At 71.1% G+C, this 22,375-nt stretch carries 24 protein-coding genes; 12 read left to right on the top strand and 12 right to left on the bottom strand.

The window, feature by feature from the left end:
* Nucleotides 1-20 precede the first annotated feature (20 nt).
* The gene (locus QM572_RS13115) at nucleotides 21-1,454 is read left to right on the top strand and encodes a hypothetical protein (protein ID WP_415093809.1); all 1,434 of its coding nucleotides are present in this window, start codon (nucleotides 21-23) and stop codon (nucleotides 1,452-1,454) included.
* Here the strand turns inward: QM572_RS13115 and QM572_RS13110 are convergent.
* Together QM572_RS13110 and QM572_RS13105 are read right to left on the bottom strand one after the other, a co-directional pair.
* A complete protein-coding gene (locus tag QM572_RS13110; protein WP_415093807.1) occupies nucleotides 1,441-2,550 on the bottom strand; it encodes an SGNH hydrolase domain-containing protein in 1,110 nt (369 codons plus the stop codon). The genes QM572_RS13115 and QM572_RS13110 overlap by 14 nt on opposite strands.
* On the bottom strand, nucleotides 2,547-4,910 hold the full coding sequence (locus tag QM572_RS13105; RefSeq protein ID WP_415093805.1) for an acyltransferase family protein: 2,364 nt from the start codon (nucleotides 4,908-4,910) through the stop codon (nucleotides 2,547-2,549). The genes QM572_RS13110 and QM572_RS13105 overlap by 4 nt, the downstream gene beginning before the upstream one ends.
* A gap of 52 nt (nucleotides 4,911-4,962) precedes the next feature.
* Here QM572_RS13105 and QM572_RS13100 point away from each other — a divergent pair, with 52 nt between their 5' ends.
* Nucleotides 4,963-6,465, top strand: coding sequence for a glycosyltransferase family 39 protein (locus tag QM572_RS13100; RefSeq protein ID WP_415093803.1), 1,503 nt, complete (start codon nucleotides 4,963-4,965; stop codon nucleotides 6,463-6,465).
* 13 nt (nucleotides 6,466-6,478) lie between these two features.
* Here the strand turns inward: QM572_RS13100 and QM572_RS13095 are convergent, their stop codons facing one another.
* On the bottom strand, nucleotides 6,479-7,300 hold the full coding sequence (locus QM572_RS13095) for a hypothetical protein (protein ID WP_415093801.1): 822 nt from the start codon (nucleotides 7,298-7,300) through the stop codon (nucleotides 6,479-6,481).
* Nucleotides 7,301-7,359: 59 nt separating this feature from the next.
* Here QM572_RS13095 and QM572_RS13090 point away from each other — a divergent pair, with 59 nt between their 5' ends.
* Nucleotides 7,360-8,025, top strand: coding sequence for a hypothetical protein (locus QM572_RS13090; protein WP_415093800.1), 666 nt, complete (start codon nucleotides 7,360-7,362; stop codon nucleotides 8,023-8,025).
* Nucleotides 8,022-8,540: a DUF4333 domain-containing protein gene (locus tag QM572_RS13085; protein WP_415093798.1), complete on the top strand. Its 519-nt coding sequence runs from the start codon at nucleotides 8,022-8,024 to the stop codon at nucleotides 8,538-8,540. Before QM572_RS13090 ends, QM572_RS13085 begins: the two co-directional genes overlap by 4 nt.
* 92 nt (nucleotides 8,541-8,632) lie before the next feature.
* Here QM572_RS13085 and lepB read toward each other — a convergent pair whose 3' ends face one another.
* Nucleotides 8,633-9,265 (bottom strand): signal peptidase I, encoded by a 633-nt coding sequence (gene lepB / locus QM572_RS13080; protein ID WP_415093796.1) that lies wholly within the window; start codon nucleotides 9,263-9,265, stop codon nucleotides 8,633-8,635.
* 179 nt (nucleotides 9,266-9,444) lie between these two features.
* Between lepB and QM572_RS13075 the strand changes: the two genes are divergently transcribed.
* The 7 genes from QM572_RS13075 to QM572_RS13045 are packed head-to-tail and all read left to right on the top strand — an operon-like array spanning nucleotide 9,445 to nucleotide 14,058.
* Nucleotides 9,445-10,098 (top strand): DUF6230 family protein, encoded by a 654-nt coding sequence (locus tag QM572_RS13075; protein WP_415093794.1) that lies wholly within the window; start codon nucleotides 9,445-9,447, stop codon nucleotides 10,096-10,098.
* Nucleotides 10,085-10,615, top strand: a complete 531-nt coding sequence (locus QM572_RS13070; RefSeq protein WP_415093792.1) for a DUF6114 domain-containing protein — start codon at nucleotides 10,085-10,087, stop codon at nucleotides 10,613-10,615. Before QM572_RS13075 ends, QM572_RS13070 begins: the two co-directional genes overlap by 14 nt.
* Nucleotides 10,616-10,618: 3 nt before the next feature.
* Entirely contained in the window at nucleotides 10,619-11,440 is an 822-nt protein-coding gene (locus QM572_RS13065; RefSeq protein WP_415093790.1) for a DUF6230 family protein, read from the top strand.
* Complete coding sequence (locus QM572_RS13060; RefSeq protein WP_415093788.1) at nucleotides 11,437-11,853, top strand: DUF6114 domain-containing protein; 417 nt, start codon at nucleotides 11,437-11,439, stop codon at nucleotides 11,851-11,853. Before QM572_RS13065 ends, QM572_RS13060 begins: the two co-directional genes overlap by 4 nt.
* A 2-nt stretch (nucleotides 11,854-11,855) precedes the next feature.
* Nucleotides 11,856-12,722: a hypothetical protein gene (locus tag QM572_RS13055; RefSeq protein WP_415093786.1), complete on the top strand. Its 867-nt coding sequence runs from the start codon at nucleotides 11,856-11,858 to the stop codon at nucleotides 12,720-12,722.
* The gene (locus tag QM572_RS13050; RefSeq protein ID WP_415093784.1) at nucleotides 12,719-13,477 is read left to right on the top strand and encodes a DUF6230 family protein; all 759 of its coding nucleotides are present in this window, start codon (nucleotides 12,719-12,721) and stop codon (nucleotides 13,475-13,477) included. Before QM572_RS13055 ends, QM572_RS13050 begins: the two co-directional genes overlap by 4 nt.
* Entirely contained in the window at nucleotides 13,477-14,058 is a 582-nt protein-coding gene (locus QM572_RS13045) for a hypothetical protein (protein ID WP_415093782.1), read from the top strand. Before QM572_RS13050 ends, QM572_RS13045 begins: the two co-directional genes overlap by 1 nt.
* Before the next feature lie 33 nt (nucleotides 14,059-14,091).
* Here QM572_RS13045 and QM572_RS13040 read toward each other — a convergent pair whose 3' ends face one another.
* The 7 genes from QM572_RS13040 to QM572_RS13010 all read right to left on the bottom strand — a co-directional run bounded on the left by QM572_RS13040 (nucleotide 14,092) and on the right by QM572_RS13010 (nucleotide 20,714).
* A complete protein-coding gene (locus QM572_RS13040) occupies nucleotides 14,092-14,520 on the bottom strand; it encodes a heat shock protein transcriptional repressor HspR (protein WP_415093780.1) in 429 nt (142 codons plus the stop codon).
* An 88-nt stretch (nucleotides 14,521-14,608) separates the two neighbouring features.
* Nucleotides 14,609-15,841 (bottom strand): DnaJ C-terminal domain-containing protein, encoded by a 1,233-nt coding sequence (locus tag QM572_RS13035; protein ID WP_415093778.1) that lies wholly within the window; start codon nucleotides 15,839-15,841, stop codon nucleotides 14,609-14,611.
* Between the two features lie 30 nt (nucleotides 15,842-15,871).
* Nucleotides 15,872-16,438, bottom strand: coding sequence for a nucleotide exchange factor GrpE (grpE, locus tag QM572_RS13030; RefSeq protein WP_415093776.1), 567 nt, complete (start codon nucleotides 16,436-16,438; stop codon nucleotides 15,872-15,874).
* Complete coding sequence (gene dnaK / locus QM572_RS13025) at nucleotides 16,435-18,297, bottom strand: molecular chaperone DnaK (protein WP_415093774.1); 1,863 nt, start codon at nucleotides 18,295-18,297, stop codon at nucleotides 16,435-16,437. Before dnaK ends, grpE begins: the two co-directional genes overlap by 4 nt.
* Before the next feature lie 144 nt (nucleotides 18,298-18,441).
* Complete coding sequence (locus tag QM572_RS13020; protein WP_415093772.1) at nucleotides 18,442-19,515, bottom strand: hypothetical protein; 1,074 nt, start codon at nucleotides 19,513-19,515, stop codon at nucleotides 18,442-18,444.
* A gap of 64 nt (nucleotides 19,516-19,579) precedes the next feature.
* The gene (locus QM572_RS13015) at nucleotides 19,580-20,068 is read right to left on the bottom strand and encodes an NUDIX hydrolase (RefSeq protein WP_415093770.1); all 489 of its coding nucleotides are present in this window, start codon (nucleotides 20,066-20,068) and stop codon (nucleotides 19,580-19,582) included.
* A 55-nt stretch (nucleotides 20,069-20,123) separates the two neighbouring features.
* On the bottom strand, nucleotides 20,124-20,714 hold the full coding sequence (locus tag QM572_RS13010) for a hypothetical protein (protein ID WP_415093768.1): 591 nt from the start codon (nucleotides 20,712-20,714) through the stop codon (nucleotides 20,124-20,126).
* Nucleotides 20,715-20,795: 81 nt separating this feature from the next.
* Between QM572_RS13010 and QM572_RS13005 the strand changes: the two genes are divergently transcribed.
* The gene (locus QM572_RS13005; RefSeq protein WP_415093766.1) at nucleotides 20,796-21,419 is read left to right on the top strand and encodes a nitroreductase family protein; all 624 of its coding nucleotides are present in this window, start codon (nucleotides 20,796-20,798) and stop codon (nucleotides 21,417-21,419) included.
* Here QM572_RS13005 and QM572_RS13000 read toward each other — a convergent pair.
* Nucleotides 21,420-22,375: SPFH domain-containing protein (locus QM572_RS13000; RefSeq protein WP_415093764.1), on the bottom strand; the 956-nt coding region annotated here is incomplete at its 5' end. It abuts the gene before it with no gap.

The following is a 22,375-nucleotide window of genomic DNA, read 5'->3' as shown; positions in this document are numbered from 1 at the left end:
CGGCCTGGGCGATGGCGCCGATGCGCTTTCCCGCGCTGACCCTCTTCCTCCTCCTCGGCGCGATCTTCACCGTCGCCCTCCGGCTCGACACCGTGCAGGGTGACACCTGGTGGGCGCTGCGGGCCGGCCAGGACATGTGGCACAGCCACCGGGTGATCACCACCGACACCTACTCCTACACGGCGTACGGCGACCCCTGGCCAGACCATTCCTGGCTCTACCAGGTGATCCTGTACGCGCTCTACAAGGTCGGCGGGTTCCCGCTGGTGAGCGTGGTGATGGCGGCCGTCGCGACGCTGTCCATCGCCGTCGCCCGGCCGCGCGGGCGGGTCACCTGGGCCGACGTCGTCGCGATCACCCCCGTGATCGCCCTCGTGTCGCTCAACTTCGCCATCCGCCCCCAGGTGGTGAGCCTGCTCATGCTCGCCGTGGTGATCCGTCTGCTCCATGCCGAGCGCTGGCGGTCCGTCGTCCTGGTGATGCTGGTGTGGGCGAACCTCCACGGCGGTGTCGTGCTCGGGGGACTGGTGCTCGCCGGAGCGACCGTGGCCGGGCTGGTCTCATGGCTCGTGGCGTGGCGCCGCGGCCCTGCGGGGGAGGTCCGGGGGCGCCGCGCACGCTTCCTCCGGCTCGCGCTCACCACGGTGGCGTCCGCCGCGGTGACGCTGGTCAATCCCATGGGCTGGGGGCTGTGGCGCTACGTCGCGACCTCCTCCAGCCGACCTGGTCAGGAGTGGATCGCCGAGTGGCAGCCGAGCTGGACGGCGCCGTGGGTGACGCTGTGGTTCTGGGTCTGGTGCGGCGTGCTGACGGTGGCTCTGCTGTTCCGGTGGCGGCGTCTCCTCGACTGGCCCGTCCTGCTGGGGCTGTGCACCTCACTCGCGATGGCTCCCCTGGCGTGGACCGCTCTTCGGAACATCAGCGCCTTCGGCATCGTGACGCTGCCGCTGCTGGTCGTGCTCCTACGGCGCCGGCAGCCGTTCGGTCCCGAGCCGGCTGTGCGCCCCGGCTCCGTCCTGCCGGGCGGCCGGGCCATGGTGGCGATCGCGGCGGTGGCGGTGGTCGCATCGAGCGTCCACACGCTCGGGGCCCCCGCGGCCCTGGGCTGGACCCCGATGTCGCCGGCCATCGCGCGGGCCATCGAGGCTTGCCCGGGACGGGTCTTCACGACGTACAACAGCGGCGCCTATCTGATCTGGTTCACCCCGGAGAAGAAGGTGTTCGTGGACAACCGACAGGATCCCTACGACGCCGAGACACTCCAGTTCGGCGTCGGCGCCGGCGACTGGACCAGCGTCTTCAAGAAGTACGGCATCACCTGCGCCGCACTCAGCCTGACGTCGGACCCGATGCAGGTCGTGCAGCTCGGCGCGCTCGCGGGATGGCCCGTCCTCCTGGCCGACGATCAGTGGGTGATCCTCCGGGATCCCTCCCTCGGCCCTACGACCCGATGATTCCCTGCGTGCGCAGGTAGCGCGCGAAGGACGCCCGGAGGAACAGCGCGTACTCGGGCGTCACGTGGCTCTCGTCGCTGCGCACGACCAGGTCGCCGCTGTCCTTGGTGACCGCGCTCGGGCAGATCATCTGGTAGCAGAAGAAGGACAGCAGGTCGGCGTAGGTCGCCCCCGTGCGCGCGGCCACCTTCCGCTGGATGCCGTTGAGCGCGAACCAGGTGGCGTACGGCGCCTGCTGGCACCGGTCGGGAGTCCACCCCTGCGCGGAGCAGGTGCTCGCGCTCTGCTGGGCCGGGGCTGGGGAGAGCAGGAGGACGCGGCGCCCCGGCGCGGACACCGTCCTGACCGCGCGGGCCAGGCCGCCGCGATAGGCGCCGAGCGCGGCCCGCGTCTCCTGCTCGGTGGCGGTGTCACCCGCGAGGAGCGAGTAGGGCTCGTCCTCGCTGTCGGCCATCACGACCAGCGAAGGCTTCCAATGCGCCACCAGCCGGGCATAGGCGTCCTGGTGACGAGCGCAGTCGGCGGGATCGCGATCGGCGACGACCGGGCGCACGGGCGTCACGACCGCCGCCGGGCAGCCGCTGAGGGTGAAGCTGACCAGGGTCCAGCCGCGCGATCCCAAGGTGTCGCGCAGCATGTACCAGTAGGCCTCGCCCATCGTGGTGTCGCCGAGGAGCACCGCCACCTTCCGCGGGTCGATCTCGTCGGGCGTCAGCACGCAGAGCGGGGTGATGTCGTCGACGACGTCGCAGCCGTCGAAGGAGTCCCCATCCAGGCGGGCGCCGTTGGTGACGTCCGGCCACTCCGTGAGCCTCGTGGACCGCTCGAGCATCTCGACGACGTCCTCGCTCGGCGTGACGAGGTGGGGGTCCTCGAAGACCTCCGGGGCGTCGGGCACGGCCTTCCACTGACCCAGAGGCCCGGGGGCGAGGCTGGACGAGGAGCTCGGATCGGTCGGGGACGGTGTCGCGGCCGTGTCGTGCCCGGAGCCGCCACGGGAGGTGAGGATCCTGACCCCGACCAGCACCAGGCACACGACCACGAACGCGACGACCCAGGCGCCGTCACGGCGAGGGGAGACCGGGCCCTCGCTCACTCGACGAGGCCCTGCCGCGTGAGGAACCGGCTGAAGGACGGGGCGAGCATCGCGGCGTACTCGGGAGTGAGGTGGAGCGCGTCCGAGGCCACCACCGTGTCGCCGACGACCGCCGGGCAGCGGAGATCGTGGCAGAAGAAGGACAGCAGGTCGGCGTAGGTGGCTCCGGTCTCGGCGACGACGTCGCGATCGATCGTGTTCAGCCGCGGCCAGAGACCGTAGACGGGACTGACGCACTGCTGAGGTGAGGAGCCGGCGACATGACAGGTCGCGATGGAGGGGCGCAGCGGAGGCGGCGAGAGCACGACGGCTCGCGCTCCCACCCCCTGTGCTCGAGCGATGGCCTCCGTCAGGCCCTGGGCGTAGGCCGCAGGAGCCCGCTCGACATCCGGCTCGCCATCGCCCCCGGCGTCGTCGTCGACCGTCAGGTAGGGACTGCTCTCCGTGTCGGACATGAACACCAGCGACGGCTTCCACCGGTCGAGCACCGCCTGGTAGCGATCGTGATGCGCTGCGCACCGCGTCTGGTTCGACAGTGAGAACTTCTGCTGCACCAGCGCAGCGGTGCATGCCTGGAACCCGTAGATGACCACCGTCCATCCGCGTGGAACGAGGGCGTCGCGCAGCATCGGCCAGTACGCCAGCATGGAGGAGTCGCCGACGCCGACCGCCACCTTGGCCGGATCGACGCCGCTCGCCGGCTCCGCGACGCACGGCGGCTCGATCGCGGCCGAGTCGTTGCAGGCCTCGATGAAGTCCTGTCGATTGACGCGGTCGCCGTTCGAGAGCCGTGGCCATCGCGTCATCGTGACCGAGCGCTCGATCGCGTCGGCGAGGTCGGCGGTCGGGACCACCATGTCCGGGTCGGAGATCCGCTGCGGCAGGTCCTGCGCCAGGGTCAGGACCTCGGGAGAGATCTGATCGAGGTACTCCTGCGGGATCGGCGGCAGTCCCGACGACTGGTCGGCCGGCGCCTCCTGCTCGGTCGGCTGCGTCTCGGCCGAGGAGCTCGGCGAGACCTGCGCCGTTCCCCCCACCGGAGGCGCCGGCGTCACGGCGACGCTCCGCGTTCCCGCGGCGAAGAGGATGGCCGCGATGGCCGCGAAGACCGCCGCCTGCATGAGGGCCCGCTGGTGCTGCCCCGTCCTGAACCACTCCCTCGTCCGGCTCCACGACCTCCGCGCGGGCACTTCGACGAAGTTGTACATCAGCACGGTCAGAGCCAGCGTCGCGGAGATGTCGAACGCGTAGAGCAGCGCGGTGTCCTCGATGTAGCTGCTGGCGAACACGATGACCGGGAAGTGGACGGCGTACAGGGAGTACGACATGTCGCCCAGCCAGATGAACGGCTTGGCGTTGGCGAACAACCAGCTCGGATCGCGCTTGAGGGTGTTGGCGTAGAAGATGACACCCATCCCGACCATGCCGAACGAGGCGGCGGGGACGGGGTAGCCGATCGGCGGCGTGAAGAACAGCGCCAGCAGGAAGAGGCCGATCCCGACCCAGGCGACCGTGCCGGCGTGAGGTGTCAATCGCCGGTTGACGCGGACGATCAGCGGCACGGCACCCGAGCCGGACGATCCCTCGCCGGACTCGGCCGAACGCTTGGCGCGCTGGGCCTCTCGCACCGCGACGTTCGCCATGAGAGCACCGATGCCGAAGTCCCACACCCGCGCGAAGGTCGAGAAGTAGGCGGCGGTCGGGTGGACCGCGCTCGCCCACCAGCCGTAGGCGTAGGAGGTGACGATGATGACCAGCGCGACCGGCGTCACGCCGGTTCCGCGCCCACGACGACGGGCCACCCACAGCGCGATCAGGATCACGAGGGGCCACGCGAGGTAGAACTGCTCCTCGACCGACAGGGACCAGAAGTTCAGCACCGGGCTGACGACGCCGCCCATGTGGAAGTAGTCGGTCCCGTCGGCCGCGAAGTGCACGTTGGCGAGGAAGAAGAAGGCCCAGAGCACGTCGACAGTCGAGTCGTGGGCCCGGGTGGGCAGGTAGATCAGATGCGCGACGACGGCGGTGAGGACGAGGGTCAGGACCGCCACCGGCAGGATCCGTCGGACGCGGAACGTGTAGAAGGTGACGAAGTAGTCGCGGATGCTGGCGGTCTGCGCGAGCATGATCAGCCGGATCGAGATCAGGTAGCCCGAGATCACGAAGAACGCGTCGAAGACCGCCGCCGCGTTCGTCAGCCTGCCCGTCATGTGGTGCAGGGCCACGAGCGTCATCCCGAGGCCGCGAACGGTCTGGATCCCGTTCTGCTTCGTGAAGAGTGTCTCGACCTCGTTGCCGGCAGCCTGGTCGCCGACGTACGGCGCGGCCGCCCTCCTGCCGTCCGACACAGCGCGGAGCATAGCCTGAGGGTGAGAGGTGAGTCACAGGCACGCGTTGCTAGGTTGCTCTGCCATGAGGCGCCAGGCCGAGCTCCTGCTCTCCGCGGTTCCGTCGGCCATCCTGGTCCTTCTGGATCGCCCGGCCCTGGCGAAGGCCCGTTGGAGCGACGAGTGGGCGACCTGGCAGTTCAGCGGCCTGAGCTGGCACCAGCTCTGGCAGGCGACCTCGCACGTCGACCGGGCCCTGCTCCCCTACTACGCCGTCGTCCACGTCGTGCGAGACCTGGGCGGCACGATCGCCGCCGTGCGGCTGCTCTCACTCGCGTGCGGTGTCGCCGCGATCGTCTGCGCGCAGCTCGTCGCACGGAGGATCTGGGGCCGCGTCGCGGCGCTGACGACCGGGGTCGTCCTCGCGGTCAATCCGGTCTTCTGCCTGTGGTCCGCCCAAGCTCGGCCCCCGGCACTGGGCTACCTCGCTGTCGCCTTGGGCACGCTCCTCGTCGTCCGCTGGACGCGGGTGTCTCGCGTCGCCCACCCCGTGGTCGTGACCGTGGGCACCCTGCTCTTCCCGCCGACGGCGGTCGCCGTCGTCCCGCACCTGGTGTGGCGCTGGCGGACGGCCGGCCCGCGCACGGCGCTCGTGACCGTGGCCCCGGCCGTCCTGGGCGTCGCCGGCGTCGGCCTGTGGGGCCTGTCCTGGCGCGACCAGGCCCCGGCGCTGCTCGTCGCCAGCCACTCCGGGCTCCACGACGTGCTCGGCAGCCTGCACACCGCGCTGGGCTACGCGGGCTGGCTTCCGTGGCTCCACGCGGTCGCCCTCATCGCGGCGCTGGTGGTCGTGGTGTGGCATCGCGGAGAGCGCCATGCGGCGGCACGAGACGGACTGGTCCTGGCGATCCTGCTCGCCGAGGGAACCCTCGGACTGGCGTGGGCCGCCACCGCCGCCGGCGTGCCGATGATGGGCGACAACCTGCTCGTCGCGATCCCGATCGGGGCGGCACTCCTCCTGGGCGGACTCATCGGCCACGACTGGTTCGCACTCACCGACATCGGCACCGTGGCGGAGGGCGACCCGAGCGTCGCCCTCCGGGGCGGCTTCGCGCTCGCGACCGCTCTCTCACTCCTCTTCGCCGGCCACTGGTGGATTGGCCAGGCCCGCAGTGACCGGTCGGCGGACGGCGCGGCAACGGTCGCGCGGGACTGGTCGGAGGTGGCCCGCGCGGGCGACGCCGTCATGCTCCAGCAGCCGTACGCGGCTGTCGGATACCTCGCCTCGATCGCGGCGGCGACGCACGACCCGGACCTCGCCGACGCGCTGCTGAAGCAGCTTCCGCACGGCGCCGAGCGCGTCGTGGTGCGGCGCGTCGCCGAGGTGGACCCGGCACGATCGGTGGTCAGAACGACTGCCGCCAGGCCCGCCGGCGACGCGGAGCGGCTGTGGCTGATCCGCCTGCCGAAGGACCCCGTGAGCCGGCGCCACCTGGCGGTTCTCCGTTGTACCCAGCCCGAGGTCGCTCACGCCCGGCTGGGTCAGACCTACCTCGACCTCTACACCTGCGGCGAGGAGCGCGGGTGACGGCCCGGCCCGCTCATCCGAGAAGCGACACCGCGGGCATGGTGTCGAGCGGCCTGACCCCGGGAGCGACCCACACGGCGACGAACGCAGGCGTGGTGGCCGTCCTCGTGTCCCCCACATGACACGCGGGCTCGGCAAGGTACATCCGGCGGCTGGACGTCAGGCAGAAGGCCTTCGACATCGTCCGCTGCTGCCACTGGACGGCTGGAGCCCCGGGAGGAGCGGGCAGCGTCGTACCGGAGGGCAGGAAGAGCGCTCCGACCGGCGTTCCGTCGAGCACGACCACCATCTCGGGCCGGCTGGCATCGAAGCTCTTGCCGTCGCGGAGCGCGGCGTCGCTGGCCCAGAGGGTCGACGTCGCCTGCGTGTAGCCGGCCTTGGTCAGCGCCTTGGCGCTGGTCCAGCGGCCCAGGGCACGTACGACGGTGGCCACCAGGCGGTTGGCCGCACGACTCGACGCCTCCGACTCCCGCACGGCGCCACCCAGGACCTGGAGCCGGGCCTCACCGGGGAGCCCGAGCTCGTTGCTCGGCGCCTCCTCGCGCGGAGCGCTCACGGTCGGAGGCACCGTGGCGGAGGACCCTCCCGAAGGAACGGTGGTCGCCGGCTCCGATGCGGTCGACGGGGGGACCGGGGAGGCAGTGACGCCCAGGAGGTCGGAGACAGCGGCCGTCGGATCGACGGTGATGCTGGCCTCGGGCGAGGAGGGGTCGGCGCTGCCGAAGCTCCACGGGTGCGTCAGGCCCGACCCCGTGACCACCCACATGAGCACGCCGGTCACCACCAGCGCGGCCATGAGCCCCAACGCGTTTCGCGCTCCGGCACCGCCAGCCACGATCAGGCACTGTACAGTCTCCGACCGTAACGCACGTCACACCTGGGGAGGGGGACGGCATGGCCAGGTTCGTACGCCCTCGGGCACGCCTGACCTCGCTCCATGCGGCAGTGGACCGCGTCCAGGCTCTTCTCGGGATCGACCTTCGGCGCTTCGTGCTCATCTGCGCGCCGGCGATCCTCGCGATCGCGGTCATGGTGCCCGGGTTCTTCGTCGGCTACATGCCGGCGGCGTTCGCCACGGTCGAACCCATCGGGATCGGCACAAGCAGCGGATCGTCGGCCTCGATGGATCTCACCGCGGGCGCCAACCCCGTGATCAACGTCCGCGACGGCAAGCTCGACGATCTGTGCCTCATCCCGCGGATTTCCGTCCTCCCGTTCCTCCCCTCCGTCCTCTCCATCAGGCTCACCTCGGACTCCCGGGTCAGCCTGGGCTCGATCACCTTCTCCGCGAGTACGACGGCAGCACGCGGCCTCGGGCTGCCGGCGACCTCCGTGGGCGGCTCCGGAGGACGTGACGACGACAGCACCGGACCGGTGAGCATCCACACCACCGCGACCGACCAGCGGGTGCGGTTCGACCACCTGGCGACCGACGCCTACGCGCTCCGGCTCGAGCACGGGCTCTCGCTGACCAGCCTGCGCGCCGGGGTGGGCTTCGGCCGCCTGACCTGCGAGCCCGTCACGGGGACGTCGGCCGTCGAGGAGGACCAGGGATCATGAGAGGAACGACGGCCATCGCTGCTCTCGTGGCCCTCGGCGTGGTGCTCCTGGCGGGCTGCAAGGGCATCGCGTCGACCCCGAAGGCGGACGTCGAGAAGGTGCTCACCACTCAGCTCGCCCAGGCGCTCGGCGAGATTCCGAGCAACGTCAGGTGCGATGACGACCTCGCCGGCGAGAAGGGCAGCAAGCAGCACTGCACCTTCGAGGACCGCGGCACGACGTACGGCCTCACGGTCAAGGTGACCGACAACAAGGGCAGCGTCGCCACGGACCTCGACGAGCCGCTCCCCGACTTCTCCGCGGCGAAGCTCGAGCTCGCGGTCGCCCAGGACTACCAGAAGCGCAACGGCGCCGCACCGACCACGGTTCACTGCGCCGCGCCGCTCTCCAAGACACCGGGCGACCACACGACCTGCGACGTCACGGTCGACGCCCGGAGCCTTCTCGCGACCGTCACCGTCGGCGAGACGGACTCGACCACCGGTGTCACGGCGTTCACGACCACCTACCAGTAGGTCTTGGGGCAAGAAGGGAACTTCTCGGCCGGCACGCCCCCCGAGAAGTTCCCCAGTCCCCGGTTAACCGGGGACTCCACCCCGCGACCCAGTCAGGGGACCGGCGCCATCGAGACCGGGGAGTCCAGCGAGCCGAGCGCGCTCCAGGGTGTGAGCCGGAACCAGACGACCGCGCGGATGCTCGACGCGGGGACGAACCCGAAGTAGCGGGAGTCGGACGAGCCACCCCAGTTGTCGCCGATCACCCAGTAGGAGCCGGCGGGGACCTCCGCCCACTGCTCCGCCTCGTCCCCGCCGGCCACCGAGCGGCCGTCGTCGGCGCAGCAGGCGGCCACCTCGGAGCCGACCTGGTCACTCCAGGTGCCGCTCGAGACGAGGTAGGTGCGGGAGTCTCCCGCCGGCCGGAGCAGGACCTCGGGGTGCTCCCCGCCGCGGACCGCGACCTCGTCGCCGGGCAGGCCGATCACCCGCTTGACGATCTCCGTGCCGCCCCCGTCGATCTCCTCGCCCGGCTGGCGCGCCACGACGACGTCGAAACGCCGCGGCGTCCCGCCGCCGAGGGGGCGGAGCTCGAGCCGGTCGGCGTCGTGGATCGTCGGCTCCATGCTGTGCCCCGCCACCGGCACCGAGAGCGCCAGCGCCGCCACCCACAGCAGAAGGAGCAGCACCGCCGTCACCGCCGCGACCGTGGCGACGACCCGGAGACGCCGGCCGTCAGGGTGCACGCCACGGACCCTAGGGCATGCCCGAGAGCATCGCCCGGCCCGACCCGCGGGACGGTCGGGGACGCGCCGGCCGGAGAAAGCGGGTAGTCTCCCCTCAGATGTCTGTGACAGGCGTCACGTTCATGATGTCTGTCACGTCTCGCCGCGATATGGGGTCGCGTCTGCACGAGGGGATTGAGATGGAGAAGGACGAAGGAACCGGTCGCGCGAGGTTGCTCCACTCCGCCGTGCTGGGAGTGCCGACCGCCCTCGCCGCGGCCGGGCTCGGCGCCGCGATGCTGCACGGCGCGGTCGGTGCGACGCTCTCGTCGGCGCAGGGCTTCACGCTCCAGTCGAGCGCGATCAACAGCAGCGGCCTGAAGATCCGGCCGGGCGCGGCCAGAGTCGCGGGCGGCGACAAGGCGACCATCTACGCCCAGACGGGGTCGGACACCGTCGCGGACGGCGTCGACATCACCGCCAAGGTCGACACCGGCCTCCCGGTCATCGGCACCGTGTCGCTGCTGATGTCCTCCACCGACGAGTCGATCTCGCTCGGGGCGATCGTGCTCAACGCGAGGGACCTCTCCGTCGCCGATCGCGACACCGCGAAGAACGCCACGAACGGGAGCAACGGCGCCGCCTCGCTCTCGGACGTCGACCTCGGCATCGCGCAGTCCCTGGCCGGCTTCGACCACACCACGGACGCGGAGGGCAGGTCGTCCGGCTATCAGGCCGCCGGCTTCGCGATCACGGCCGGCACGTCGGTGCTCAACAACGTCGACGCGACCGCGTACGGCATCCACCTGGCCGGCCTGAACCTCGACAACCTGTCGATCCGTGTCACGAACTGATCCGGACCGGCCCGGCGACGAGCCCGACCCACGGCTCTCGCCGCACGTCGACGAGCTCTTCACCAACGAGGCGCTCCTCGCCAGCCTCGGCCGGTTCACGCGCTTCCGGCGTACGCGCCCCTTCTGGGGCTCGGCGCTGCTCCTCGCCGGCGCCTACTTCGTGGGCCGGCCGGTGATCGGCGGGGGCTTCGCCTTCCTGGCCGACATGGGCGCCTCGGCGCTCGGCGCCGCGATGATCGCGCTCGCGATGGCCGCCTGCGCCCTGGTCGCGATGTTCCTTCCCGCGCAGCGCCACCTGCCCGCGATCCTCGGCGCCATCCTGTCGGTCGCGTCGCTGCCGATGGCCAACCTCGGCGGCTGGATCATCGGCATGCTGCTGGGCATCGTCGGCTCCTCGCTCATCTTCGGATGGGCGCCCTACACGCAGGCCCAGCTGGTGGAGGTCGCCGAACGGCGTCGCCTCCGCCGGGCACGGCGCGACGCCAAGCGAGTCGGCCGGGCGCCCAGGGCGGTGTGAGACATGGCACTCACGCGGATCCGCGCCCGCGTCGCGGCACTCGAGACGGCGGCCGCGACGACCACCGAGGGCACCCGCCGCCGTGTGGTCCCGATGATCGCCGCCAGCCTGCTCTGCCTGGTGGGCCTCCAGCGGCTGGTGAGCTCCGGGGTGGTCGCCGTCTACTTCACCACCACCGACACCCCGACGATGATCGCCACCAACTACCTCACCGGGCTCTCCGCGGCCGCCTACCTCGACCCCCAGAAGCACGTGAGCGGACCCGACGCGGTCGTCGAGCTCGGGGTCAAGGACGTCCGCCTGAGCGGCCTGTGCGCGCTGGCCGAGCACAGCTTCGCGGGCGTGAAGTACACCCTCATGCTGACCGCCGGCGCACCGGTCGCCGACCCGACCTCGGGCACCGGGGCGAGCGCCGACGGGGCCGGCAACGCGATCCGGGTCGTCGGCGGCTCCGGCTCCGACGCGGGCGACCTGTCCCTCGACCAGTCCTCGCCGGTCGTCCTCGCCGACCGGCTCTTCCTCTCCGCCTCGGCCCTCGACGCCTACGCCTACAAGCTGTCGGGCCTGGTCATCGGCCGCAACGCCTCGACGGTCGCAGCGGCGGCGGGCCTCGACGGCACCGTCGGCGACGCGGCCTTCCGCCAGAGCGCGGTCGACGGCGCCTTCGGCGTGACCGTGGACCATCTCAACCTCAGCGGCGTCGACGCCAACTCCTACGGCATCCACCTCAAGGGGACCCTGAAGGTGCCGAGCCTCAAGGTCCAGATGCTCACCGGCAGCGCCTCCTCCAACCGCGACAAGTGCGACTCGGAGGCAAGCTCGTGACCGCCCCCCTCGCCATGCTCTCCCGCGCACGCTCCGTCTTCCGCGCCTGGCGCCGCACCCGTCCGTTCTGGGGCGGGCTCCTCGCCATCGCCGGCGGCGCCTGGATCCTCAAGATGATGTCCTTCCGGCTCACCTTCCTGATCGCCGACGGCTGGAGCAGCTCGGCGGGCTACATCCTCGGCTGCGGCATGGTGGTCTTCGGCCTGGTCGCCTGGCTCGCGCCGCTCTACCGCACGATGGCGGGGCTGGCGATCGTCGGGATCTCGCTCTACGCCTTCGTGGCGGCCAACCTCGGCGGCTATCTGCTCGGCACGGTGCTCGGCATCCTCGGCGGCTCGATGGTGTGGGCCTGGGGAGACAAGCGACCGGCCCGCCGGCGTACGAAGGCGAGCGCGAGCGAGGCAGGGCGGTGACCATGACGCGTACGACGACCACCCGGTCCTCCCGACGGCGCCAGCGCGCCATCGCCCTGGCCGCGTTCCTCGGCTTCGGCACGGTGCTCTGGATCGGCCCGGCCAACCCGGTGTCCGGCAGCGCCGGCGCGGCGAAGCCGGCGACCTCGTTCCGGTGCGGGCCGAACGACGATCACCGCACCGCCCTCCCGCTGTCGACCGGACGGGGGACCGCGACCTCGGGCACCACGGTGACCCCCTGCCTCTCCGGCGTGCTCTCGGAGTTCAGCGTCGAGCGAGGCACGGGCGACGCCGACGTCGCGACGGTCACCAACATCACCAAGGTCTCCAACGACCCGATCTCGATCACCACGGCCGACGGCAGCACCATCTCCGGGCTGTATCACATCGCGTTCAGCAACTTCGACGTCGCGCCCGACGAGAAGACCGAGATCAAGAGCATCAAGGGCACCTCGAGCTCGGTCCCCTACACCTTCACGCTGAAGCCGGACGGAGCGGACGCGCCGGTCGTCGGCGACGGTGAGGACGTCGTGACCGACAAGGTCGTGACCGGGGACAGCGTCGTCACCATCGACCTCTCCTCGATCGACCTCGCCGGCCTCGACCTCCCCATCGGACCGATCGGCGCCGTCGCGTGCGCCCTGGTCGGCGGGACCCCCGGCGGCACCCTCGGCATGGACTGCACCGTCACCTTCGCCCAGCTGCGCGGCGACCTGGTGACGCTCTTCAACGGCGCCGGCGTCACGAAGTTCGACCTCAAGAGCGTCGACCTGAAGTTCTACTACCTCGTGACCCACGACGCGGACGGCGGCCCGGCTCCCGGCACCGCGCTGCGGTTCCCCGACACCACCATCGCGGTGACGCCATGACCGGCCAGCCGACCGATCGCGAGATCGAGGGCCGCACGCCCGATCACGGGGCGGCCGAGCTCCGTCAGGGCACGCGCTGGGGCCGTGCCGGCCTGCTCGCGCTCGCCTCGTTCGGGGTCCTGGGGTGGATCGTCGGCCAGGCGGCCTCGGGCGCTCTGGCCGTCCAGCTCAACGTGGACAGCCAGAGCTCGCCCGCCGCCTTCAGCACCACGCTGCTCGAGGGCCCCGACATCGCGTTCGGCGCGGCGGCGGGCAGCGTCGACGGCTCGACGACGCCGGTCCTCCGTGCCGGTGTCTCAGACGCGACCCTCAACGGCTTCTGCCTCTCCCAGACCCAGAGCCTCGGGGTGCTGGGCGACATCACCGTCAAGGTGACCGCCGGCGACGACTCCGGCAAGGCCGACATCACCGCCAACTACGCCACCTTCGACCTCACCACCATCCGGGCCGCCGGCGAGGGGGTCGTGCTGGGCGGCTGGAACCAGATCGGCGTCGCCTCGACCGACGTCACGACCATCGACCAGAACGGCGCGCCCTATCCCAACCCGCTCGACGCCCCGACCACGGGCTACGGCGAGGGCTGGTTCGGGATCGACTCCGACCAGGGCGCCGTCCACAACATCAAGGGCCGCCTCTACAGCGCGCAGGTGATCGGCAACATCACGTTGCCGCATCTCAAGGTCAACCTGTTCCACGCCTCCAAGACCGGCGACGCCGCTCCGTGCGACGCGGCCGGCGAGACTCCGGAGGACTGATGGCCGGCCCTCGTCTCGGCACGATCCGTATCCGCCGCTGCCTCGTCGTCATCGTCCCGTGTCTCCTGGTGGTCGGCGCCATCGTCGTCGGCATCGGCGCCGGAGCCGTCTCCGTCACGATCATCACCGACAAGCCGCTCGTCGTCGGCACCTCCGGCGGCACCGGTCGCGACCTCCGCGCCGCCGTCGGATCGCAGCGGGCCGCCAGCGCCGGCGAGGCCGACCGGGGCGCGTTGCGGGTGGAGCTCTCCAGCGGGTCGCTCGACGACATCTGCCTCTCCCCCACGGTCGACCTGCCCGTCCTCGGATCCACGACCGTGGGGCTGAGGATCGACGGGACCGTCGACATCCGGGACGTGACGCTCGCACTGTCCGGAGCGGACCTGGGGGCGACCGCGAAGGACCTCGACCTCGGCGTCACCGACCGCAACACGGAGTACGGCACCTTCGCCACGTCGGGCGACGCCGACGGCGACGTGGTGCTCAAGGACGCCGACCTGAAGGTGATCGGCCTGACCCTGCACGACGGCATCCTGCCCAAGAGCGTCAAGATCAGCGTCGCCGATCACGACTTCTGCTGATCTGGTGCCGATCTGGCCCGCCGGCGCCGGCGATCAGACCGGACGCCGCCAGACCACGACGGACTGGCCGACGTCGGGCGGCCGCACCGCGGGCAGCCGAGAGGCGGGCAGCTCGTCGCGTCGCGCGACGGCGCCGGCCCTCAGCGCCGCCCGAGCGGTCTCGAGCTCGGCGGTGAGCTCGCGGTTGCGGGCCGCGAGCGCGGCCACGCGGTTCTCCAGGGCGAGGATCCGCCGCACGCCCTCGATGCCGATCCCCTCGCTGGTCAGGGAGGCGATCAGGCGGAGGAGGTCGATGTCGTGCGCGGAGTAGCGGCGGCCACCGCCACCCGTGCGCCCGGGGGTGATGAGGCCCAGACGCTCGTAGGTCCGGAGCGTCTGCGGATGCAGTCCGGTCAGCTCGGCCGCGACCGAGATGACGTAGACGGCCGCGTCCGGCTCGGGGCCTCCGAGCGGCGCGCTCACGCGGAGTCCCCTCGGCGCGAGCCCTGCGGCACCTGGCTGCGGCACACCTCGCTCCGCTTCGGCGTACCTCCGCGGGGGCTCCTCGCGCTCACGCGGACGCACCCGCCTCGCTGGAGACCGCGTCGAAGAGCCCAGCGCGCAGTGGCCGGCCGGCCGTCGCCGCGCGATAGGCCTCCAGGGCCTCGCGCGCGGTCGGGTCGAGCACTGCCGGGACCTGGACCTCGACGGTCGCGAGCAGGTCGCCGTACGTGCCGTCGGCGCGCTTGACGCCCTTGCCGCGCACGCGGAAGGTGCGGCCGTTGGGCGTGCCGGCGGGGACCTTGAGCGTCACCGGGGCGCCGCCCAGGGTGGGGATCCGCACCTCGGCGCCGAGCGCCGCCTCGTCGAAGGCGATGGGCACCTCGAGGCCGAGGTTGTCGCCCTTGCGGGTGAAGACCCGGTGCGGCGTGACCTTGACGTCGACGAACAGGTCCCCGTTGGGGCCGCCGGCCTCGCCGACCGCGCCCTTGCCGCGCAGCCGGATCCGCTGACCGTCCTTGACTCCCGCCGGGATCTTGGCGCTGATCGTGCGGCCGGCCAGCCCGTGGCCGGTGCCGTGGCACGTCGGGCACGCCTCGTCGTAGACCACCTGCCGGCCACCGCAGGCCGGGCAGGTCTCGCTCACCTGGAAGCCTCCGAGGTCCTGGATCACCGATCCCTGGCCGCCGCAGACGTTGCAGACGTGCGGCTTGGTGCCCGGCTTGCCGCCGGTGCCGTTGCAGTCGGGGCAGGGCGCCTCGGAGGTGAGGCGCAGGGAGATGGTCACGCCCTCGAGGGCGTCGACGAAGCCGATCGTGGCGGTCGTCTCGATGTCGGCGCCCTTGGTCGGCCGCGCCCGACGCTGCCGTCCTCCCCCGAAGAGGTCGCCGAACATGTCGGCGAAGCCGCCGCCCTGGCCGCTCCCACCCTGGCCCGCCTGGGCGAAGAGGTCCTCGAAGTCGTAGGAGCGTCCCCCGCCCGAGGAGGGGTACGACGCCCCGCCGGTGAAGCCGCCGCGCCCGAATCCGTTGAAGGCGGCGCCTCCCCCCGCGTAGAGCGAGCGGACCTCGTCGTACTTCTTCCGCTTGTCGGGATCGCCGACGACGTCGTAGGCCTCGGCGACCTTCTTGAACTTCTCGTGCTTGGCCTCGTCGCCCGGGTTGGAGTCCGGGTGGTTGGCACGCGCGAGCTTGCGGTAGGCCTTCTTGATGTCGTCCTGCGTCGCGGTCTTGGTGACGCCCAGCTCGGCGTAGAAGTCCTTGTTCACCCAATCCGACCGGATGCCGTCATTGGTGTCGGCCACGTGCCAACCTCCCTTCCCTCTGCTCGTGGATCACTCAGGGTCGACGACCAGCACCTGCGCGGCCCGGACGACCCGGTCGCCGATGCGGTAGCCGGCCTTGGCCAGCACCTTGACCGTGGTGGTCTCGATGCCCTCCTCGGTGCCGAGGTGCGACAGCGCCTCGTGGAGCGTCGGGTCGAACGCCTCGCCCGGCTCGCCGAACCGCGACAGGCCGAGGGCCTCCACGGTGCGGGAGAGCTGGTCGGCCACGGCCTTCAGGCCGGGGTTGTGGTCGCCGAGCTCCCCGTGCTCCCGAGCCCGGTCGATGGTGTCGAGCACCTCGACGATCGGGGCGAGCACCTTGTAGGTGGCGTTCTGCGCGACCAGCTCGCGGTCGCGCTCGACCCGCCTCTTGTAGTTGACGTACTCCGCCTGGAGCCGCTGGAGGTCGCTGGTCAGCTCGGCGATCCGGTCGTCGACCGACGGCTCGGACGCCTCCGCCTCGCTCTGGTCCCCCTCGGCGGCGTACGCCGTGTCGGCTGCCTCCCCGAAGGAGCCGGTGTCGGTCACCGGCTCCTCCTGGGGTGCCCCCTGGGGCGTCTCCTGGGACTCCGTCACTTGCTCTCGTCCTCGTCGACGATCTCCGCCTCGACGACGTCGTCGTCGGCCTCGCCGGTCGCGCCGCCGGCTCCCGCAGCCCCGCCGGCCGCGGACTGCTCGGCCTCGGCGGCGGCGTACATCGCCGCGCCCATCTTCTGCGAGGACTCGCCGAGCTTGGTGATGGCCTGCGTGATGGTCTCGTTGCTGGAGTCCTCGTTGCCGAGGGCGCCCTTGAGTGCCTCGAGGTCGGTGGTGACGTCGGCCTTGACGTCCGCCGGGATCTTCTCGTCGTTGTCGGCGAGGAACTTCTCGGTGGTGTAGACGAGGCTGTCGCCCTGGTTGCGGACCTCGACGGCCTCGCGACGCTTGGCGTCCTCCTCGGCGTACTGCTCCGCCTCGCGGACCATGCGGTCGATCTCGTCCTTGGAGAGGGCCGAGCCACCCGAGATGGTCATGGACTGCTCCTTGCCGGAGGCCTGGTCCTTGGCGGAGACGTGCACGATGCCGTTGGCGTCGATGTCGAAGGTGACCTCGATCTTCGGGATGCCGCGCGGCGCCGGCGGGAGGCCGGTCAGCTCGAAGTTGCCGAGGGCCTGGTTCTCCGACCAGATGGAGCGCTCGCCCTGGGCGACCTTGATCTCCACGCTGGGCTGGTTGTCGTCGGCCGTGGTGAAGATCTCCGACCGCTTCGTCGGGATCGTGGTGTTGCGCTCGATGAGCGGCGTGAAGACGCCGCCCTTGGTCTCGATGCCGAGGCTGAGCGGGGTGACGTCGAGGAGCAGCACGTCCTTGACCTCGCCCTTGAGCACACCGGCCTGGAGCGCGGCGCCGACAGCGACGACCTCGTCCGGGTTGACGCCCTTGTTGGGCTCCTTGCCGCCGAGCAGCTCCTTGACCAGGTCGGTCACCGCGGGCATGCGGGTCGAGCCGCCGACGAGGACCACGTGGTCGATATCGGCCACCGCCGTCGAACCATCACGGAGGACGTTCTCGAACGGCACCTTGGTGCGGGCGAGGAGGTCGGCGGTGAGCTTCTGGAACTCCGCACGCGTGAGGGTCTCCTCGAAGTGCAGCGGGCCGGACTCGCCGTGGGTGATGTAGGGCAGGTGGATGGTGGTGCTCTGCGAGCTGGAGAGCTCGATCTTCGCCTTCTCCGCCGCCTCCTGGAGACGCTGCGCGGCGATCTTGTCCTTGGACAGGTCGACGCCGTTGGCGTTCTTGAACTTCGTGACCATCCACGTAACGACCGCGTTGTCCCAGTCGTCGCCACCGAGGTGGTTGTCGCCGCTGGTGGCCTTGACCTCGACCACGCCCTCGCCGATCTCGAGCAGGGACACGTCGAACGTGCCGCCGCCGAGGTCGAAGACGAGGATGGTCTGGTCATCGCCCTTGTCGAGGCCGTACGCCAGCGCCGCCGCGGTCGGCTCGTTGACGATGCGGGCGACGTTGAGGCCCGCGATCTCGCCGGCCTCCTTGGTCGCCTGACGCTGGGCGTCGTTGAAGTACGCCGGCACCGTGATGACCGCGTCGGTCACCGTCTCGCCGAGATAGGCCTCCGCATCCCGCTTCAGCTTCTGCAGGATGAAGGCGCTGATCTGCTGGGCGGTGAAGTCCTTGGTGGTGCCGTCCTCGGCGACCGCGAACTTCCAGTCCGTGCCCATGTGACGCTTGACCGACTTGATCGTCCGGTCGACGTTGGTCACGGCCTGGCGCTTGGCGACCTCGCCGACCAGCACCTCGCCGGACTTGGCGAACGCGACGACGGACGGCGTGGTCCGCGCACCCTCTGCGTTCGCGATGACGGTGGGCTCGCCACCCTCAAGGACGGCGACCACCGAGTTCGTGGTGCCCAGGTCGATACCGACCGCTCGTGCCATGCTGACAATACCTCCGCTTGAGACTTCTCTGTCTGATCGTGGTGAAGTTTAGTTCCATCGACTCAACTTCATTCACTCGTCACAACGAAGGTTACTCGCCGATCATTCCCTGATCAGCACAGATCGCGCAGCAGCGCGCGGCAGTCAGCCAATGCTGACGGGGACGCCGCCCGTCACCGTCGCGGAAGTCACGTCGAACGTCGTCCCCACGACGAGGTCGCCGAGGGTGATGGAGATCGAGGTCGCCGCAGGAACGACGATCTCCGGCGCGCAGAGTCCGTTGCCGGCATACGTCGAGGGGGGATACGAGGATGACGACTGGAAGGATGAACGCTCCTCGACCCCTCCCGCCGAGCCGGAGCCGTCGAACTCGTGAATCCAGGAGGTGCCCAGCAGGTTGCTCGAGTTGGAGCTGCCGTCGAACACGTTGACCGGCGCGATACCGAGCCCGTAGTCCTTGTTGTCGGCGTCGGCGGCGGCACGGAGCTGCGGCGAGCTGATTCCGGCTGCAGACGCGATGAACGAGGTCGGCCAGGCCGGGGCCTTCGTCAGGCACGGGACGACGTTGTTCACCGAGCCGGCGGGGACGTCGAGCACGGGCACCCCGTCCGGACCGGCGATGAAGCCCGCGGAGCCGGAAGGCCGCGTGGTGGTGAGCCGCAGCACGTCACCGCCGCTGGGCACCAGGATCCAGTAGACGCTGCTGTCGTAGAGCGCGTGATGGGCCTTGTCCGCGGCCGCCTTCTTCGCAGCGGCGGTCGCGAGCGCCTTCGACTTCCTCTTCGTCGTCGCGGCGAGCTTCGGCTTCGCCCTCCTCTCCGCCGCCTTGAGCGCCTTCTTGGCCTTCGCCGCCGACGAGCCCTTGCCCTTGACCGTCTTCGCCAGCGTGCCCACGGCGGTCCCCGCCTGCGTCGTGGAGGCCGCCGACCCGGAGGTGCCGTCAGGGCAGATCGTCTGGGTGAGCACGACCGTGGCCTTGCCCGAGGTCGCCGTCAGCACGCCCGTCGCGACGTACCTCTTCCCCACCCTGACCACGGACGGCTTGCCGGCCCTCACCTTCGCGCTCTTCCCCGGCTTGGCCAGGGCGCTGATCACCGTGGTGCTCGCGCCGCAGGCGGCGCTTGCGGACGGGGTCACGGCGGTGGTGGCCGTCACGAGCGATCCGCCGACGAGGAGGACCACCGAGAGAGCGGCCGTGCGGGAGGGGCGAACGGGCATGGTCTGGAGCCTTCCGACGGGGCGCGTCCTGTGGCACGCCTGTGAGCCTGCCTAGTCCAGACCCTCAGTCGAGGAACGTCAACCCCGTGTCGACCATGCTGACGCGCGGGAGCTCGTCGACCTCGTCGAGCGGCCACCAGCGGGCCTCGTCGGTGGTGCCGTCGACCTCGGGAGCGAGCTCGCCGCCGACGATCCGCGCCGCGTAGAAGACCCGGACGGCCTTGAGCGACCGACCGCCGTAGGCGCCCACGCCGCGCTGGCGCTGCTCCTCGGCGAAGACGTCGGTCTCGATCCCCAGGAGGCCGGTGAGCTCGACGTCGTACCCCGTCTCCTCCTTGACCTCGCGCACCGCTCCCTGCTCCGGCGACTCGTGCAGCTCGACGCCGCCCCCCGGGAGGGTCCAGCGCTTGCGCGACTGCTCGTTCCAGAGCGCGAGCAGGATCCGCGCCTCCTGACCGGACCCCTCGACGATGACGGCATAGGCGGCGAGCCGGGTGTCGTAGTCGGTGTAGTGCGGCAGCGCGGGCTCGGGCGCCGGATCGGGACGGGTCATCCGGCCATTGTGCCGCGCGAGCGGCCCGCGCGCGGGCGGCTCGCGCGCGGGCGGCTCAGCCGACTGTGACGCTGACCTCGTTGGAGGTCAGGCCGGTGTCGGTGTCCTTGACCCGCCACTTCTGCACACCGCTGCGGCCCGTCTGGACGTACGTCGAGAACTGCTCGCCCGAGACGCCGACCGTGACCGGGAAGTCCACCCAGTCGTCGTTCTCGAAGCGCTGCACCTGGAGCACCGCGCCCTCGCCTCCGGTGTAGACGCCGGTGAGGTCGATGCGCTCCATGGCCGCCACGCTGGTCTGGCCCACCGAGAGGCTGATGCTGGTCGCCTCCTGCGCCGGCGTCTCGGTCGACAGGTCGCTCGACTCCGAGTCGCTCGACTCCGTCGGCACCGACGAGAGCGTGATCAGCGGCCCATCGCTCGACTGCGTGGCCTGCGGCGTCGGGAGGTAGAGCGAGGCGCCGTCGTCGGCCACCTGCGCGTCGGGGTCGCTGCCTCCGCCGAGCCCCAGCACGCCGGTGGCGAGGAAGACGAACGCACCCGCGAGGAGGCCGAGCACCACGGCGACCGAGGCGAGCGCGACCAGGCCGGCGACGATGGGATGACGCTCCTCGCCGGAGGGGCTCTTCTGGTTCTTCAGGGGCACACCAGGTCCTTCCGAGACGACGGTCTTCTCCCCCATCCTCGCCCACACCAAACCCCCGGGGCGAACCCTAGGCTCGGCGACATGGAGTTCCAGGACGTCGTACGCCGGCGGCGCATGGTGCGCCGCTACACCCCCGAGCCGGTGGCGGAGTCATCGCTGAGCCGGATCCTGGACAACGCCGTCCGGGCGCCGTCGGCGGGGTTCTCGCAGGGCTGGTCGTTCGTGGTGCTGGACACCCCCGAGGACGTCGCGCGCTACTGGGCGGTCTTCGCGGGCGACAGTGAGCCGCCCACGCAACCCGCGGGGGACGACCGCTGGCTGGCCGGAATGCGGACCGCCCCGGTCCTGGTGATCCCGTGCTCGTCCAAGGCCGCCTACCTGGCCCGCTACGCCGAGCCCGACAAGGGCTGGGAGGACCGCGCCGAGGCGCGGTGGCCGATGCCGTTCTGGCACATGGACACCGCGATGGCCGTGCAGAACATGCTGCTCACCGTCGTCGACGAGGGCCTCGGCGCCTGCTACTTCGGCATCCCGCCGAGCAGCGACGTCGCCGTCCGGGAGGCGTTCGGGATCCCCGCGGAGTGGGACCCGGTCGGCGTCGTCTCGATCGGCCACCCCGACCTCCAGGGGCCGTCCGCGCAGGGCAGCCCCGCCCGGCGTACGCGCAAGGCGAGGGGCGAGGTGGTGCACCGCGGGCGCTGGTAGCTACTTCTGGCCCGAGAGCACCAGGTCGGCGGAGTCGCCCGGCCAGCAGGAGAAGCCGGCCGGGACGGCCTGACCGCCCTTGACCATCTCCTCGAGCGTGTCGAGGCACTTGGACACGAGGACGTTGGGATTGTTGGACACCGAGTCGGCCAGCGCCTTGTTGGCACGCGCCTGGGCGGCCGCCGTCTTCTCCTGCTGCTCCGCGATGCGGGTGTTGCCGACCTCCGCCTGGTAGGCGTTGATCTTGGCCTGCGTGGTGTCGGCCAGCTTGAGGAAGGACATCGTCACCGAGTCGACGAGGATCTGGGCGTGGCCGTTGTTCATCGCGGCCAGCCGCTCGCTCATCTGGCCCTCGATCTCGGTGGAGAACTCGTCGAGGTTGGGCGTCGCGCTGATCTCGGTGTTGTCCGCGCTCTGGTTGGCGGCCGCGTTGACGTTGGCGAGCGGGTTGAACTGGCCCAGGACGTCGTTGACCGCCGCCTTCATCTGGGTGACGACGAGGCTGTGGCGGATGGTCTCGTTGACGTTGTTGGAGCGGTAGTTCTGGAAGAGCGTGGAGGCCTGCGACTCGGCGATGTGCCAGCGGATCGTCAGGCTGGCGCAGGCGGTCGAGGAGTCGGCGATCCGCACCTCGATGCAGTCGTCCCCGGTGAACTCGTCGGGCTGGATGGCCGCGTCCAGCGTCGTGACCTTCTCCCACGGCCTCTTGAGGTGGATGCCGTTGGACAGGTCGCGGCCGGTGGGGCGGCCGAAGGAGGTCACGACGCCGACGTCCTTCGTGCCGACCCGCGCGACGAAGCTGCCGGCGAGGACGACGAGGGCGAGGACGACGAGGGCCGCCGCCGCGAGCCGGGCGAGCAGCCGCGTCGACCTCTGCACGGCGGCCGCGTGGCCGGACCCGCCGTTCTCCCCGGGCTCGCCCGGCGGGCGGACGGGGCGGCGCGCGGCGACGACGG

Origin of the sequence: Nocardioides sp. (assembly GCF_047607365.1) — a bacterium.
GTDB lineage: Bacteria > Actinomycetota > Actinomycetes > Propionibacteriales > Nocardioidaceae > Nocardioides.
The sequence above is the reverse complement of the archived record's forward strand: the minus strand, read 5'-3'. Positions and strand labels throughout refer to the sequence as shown.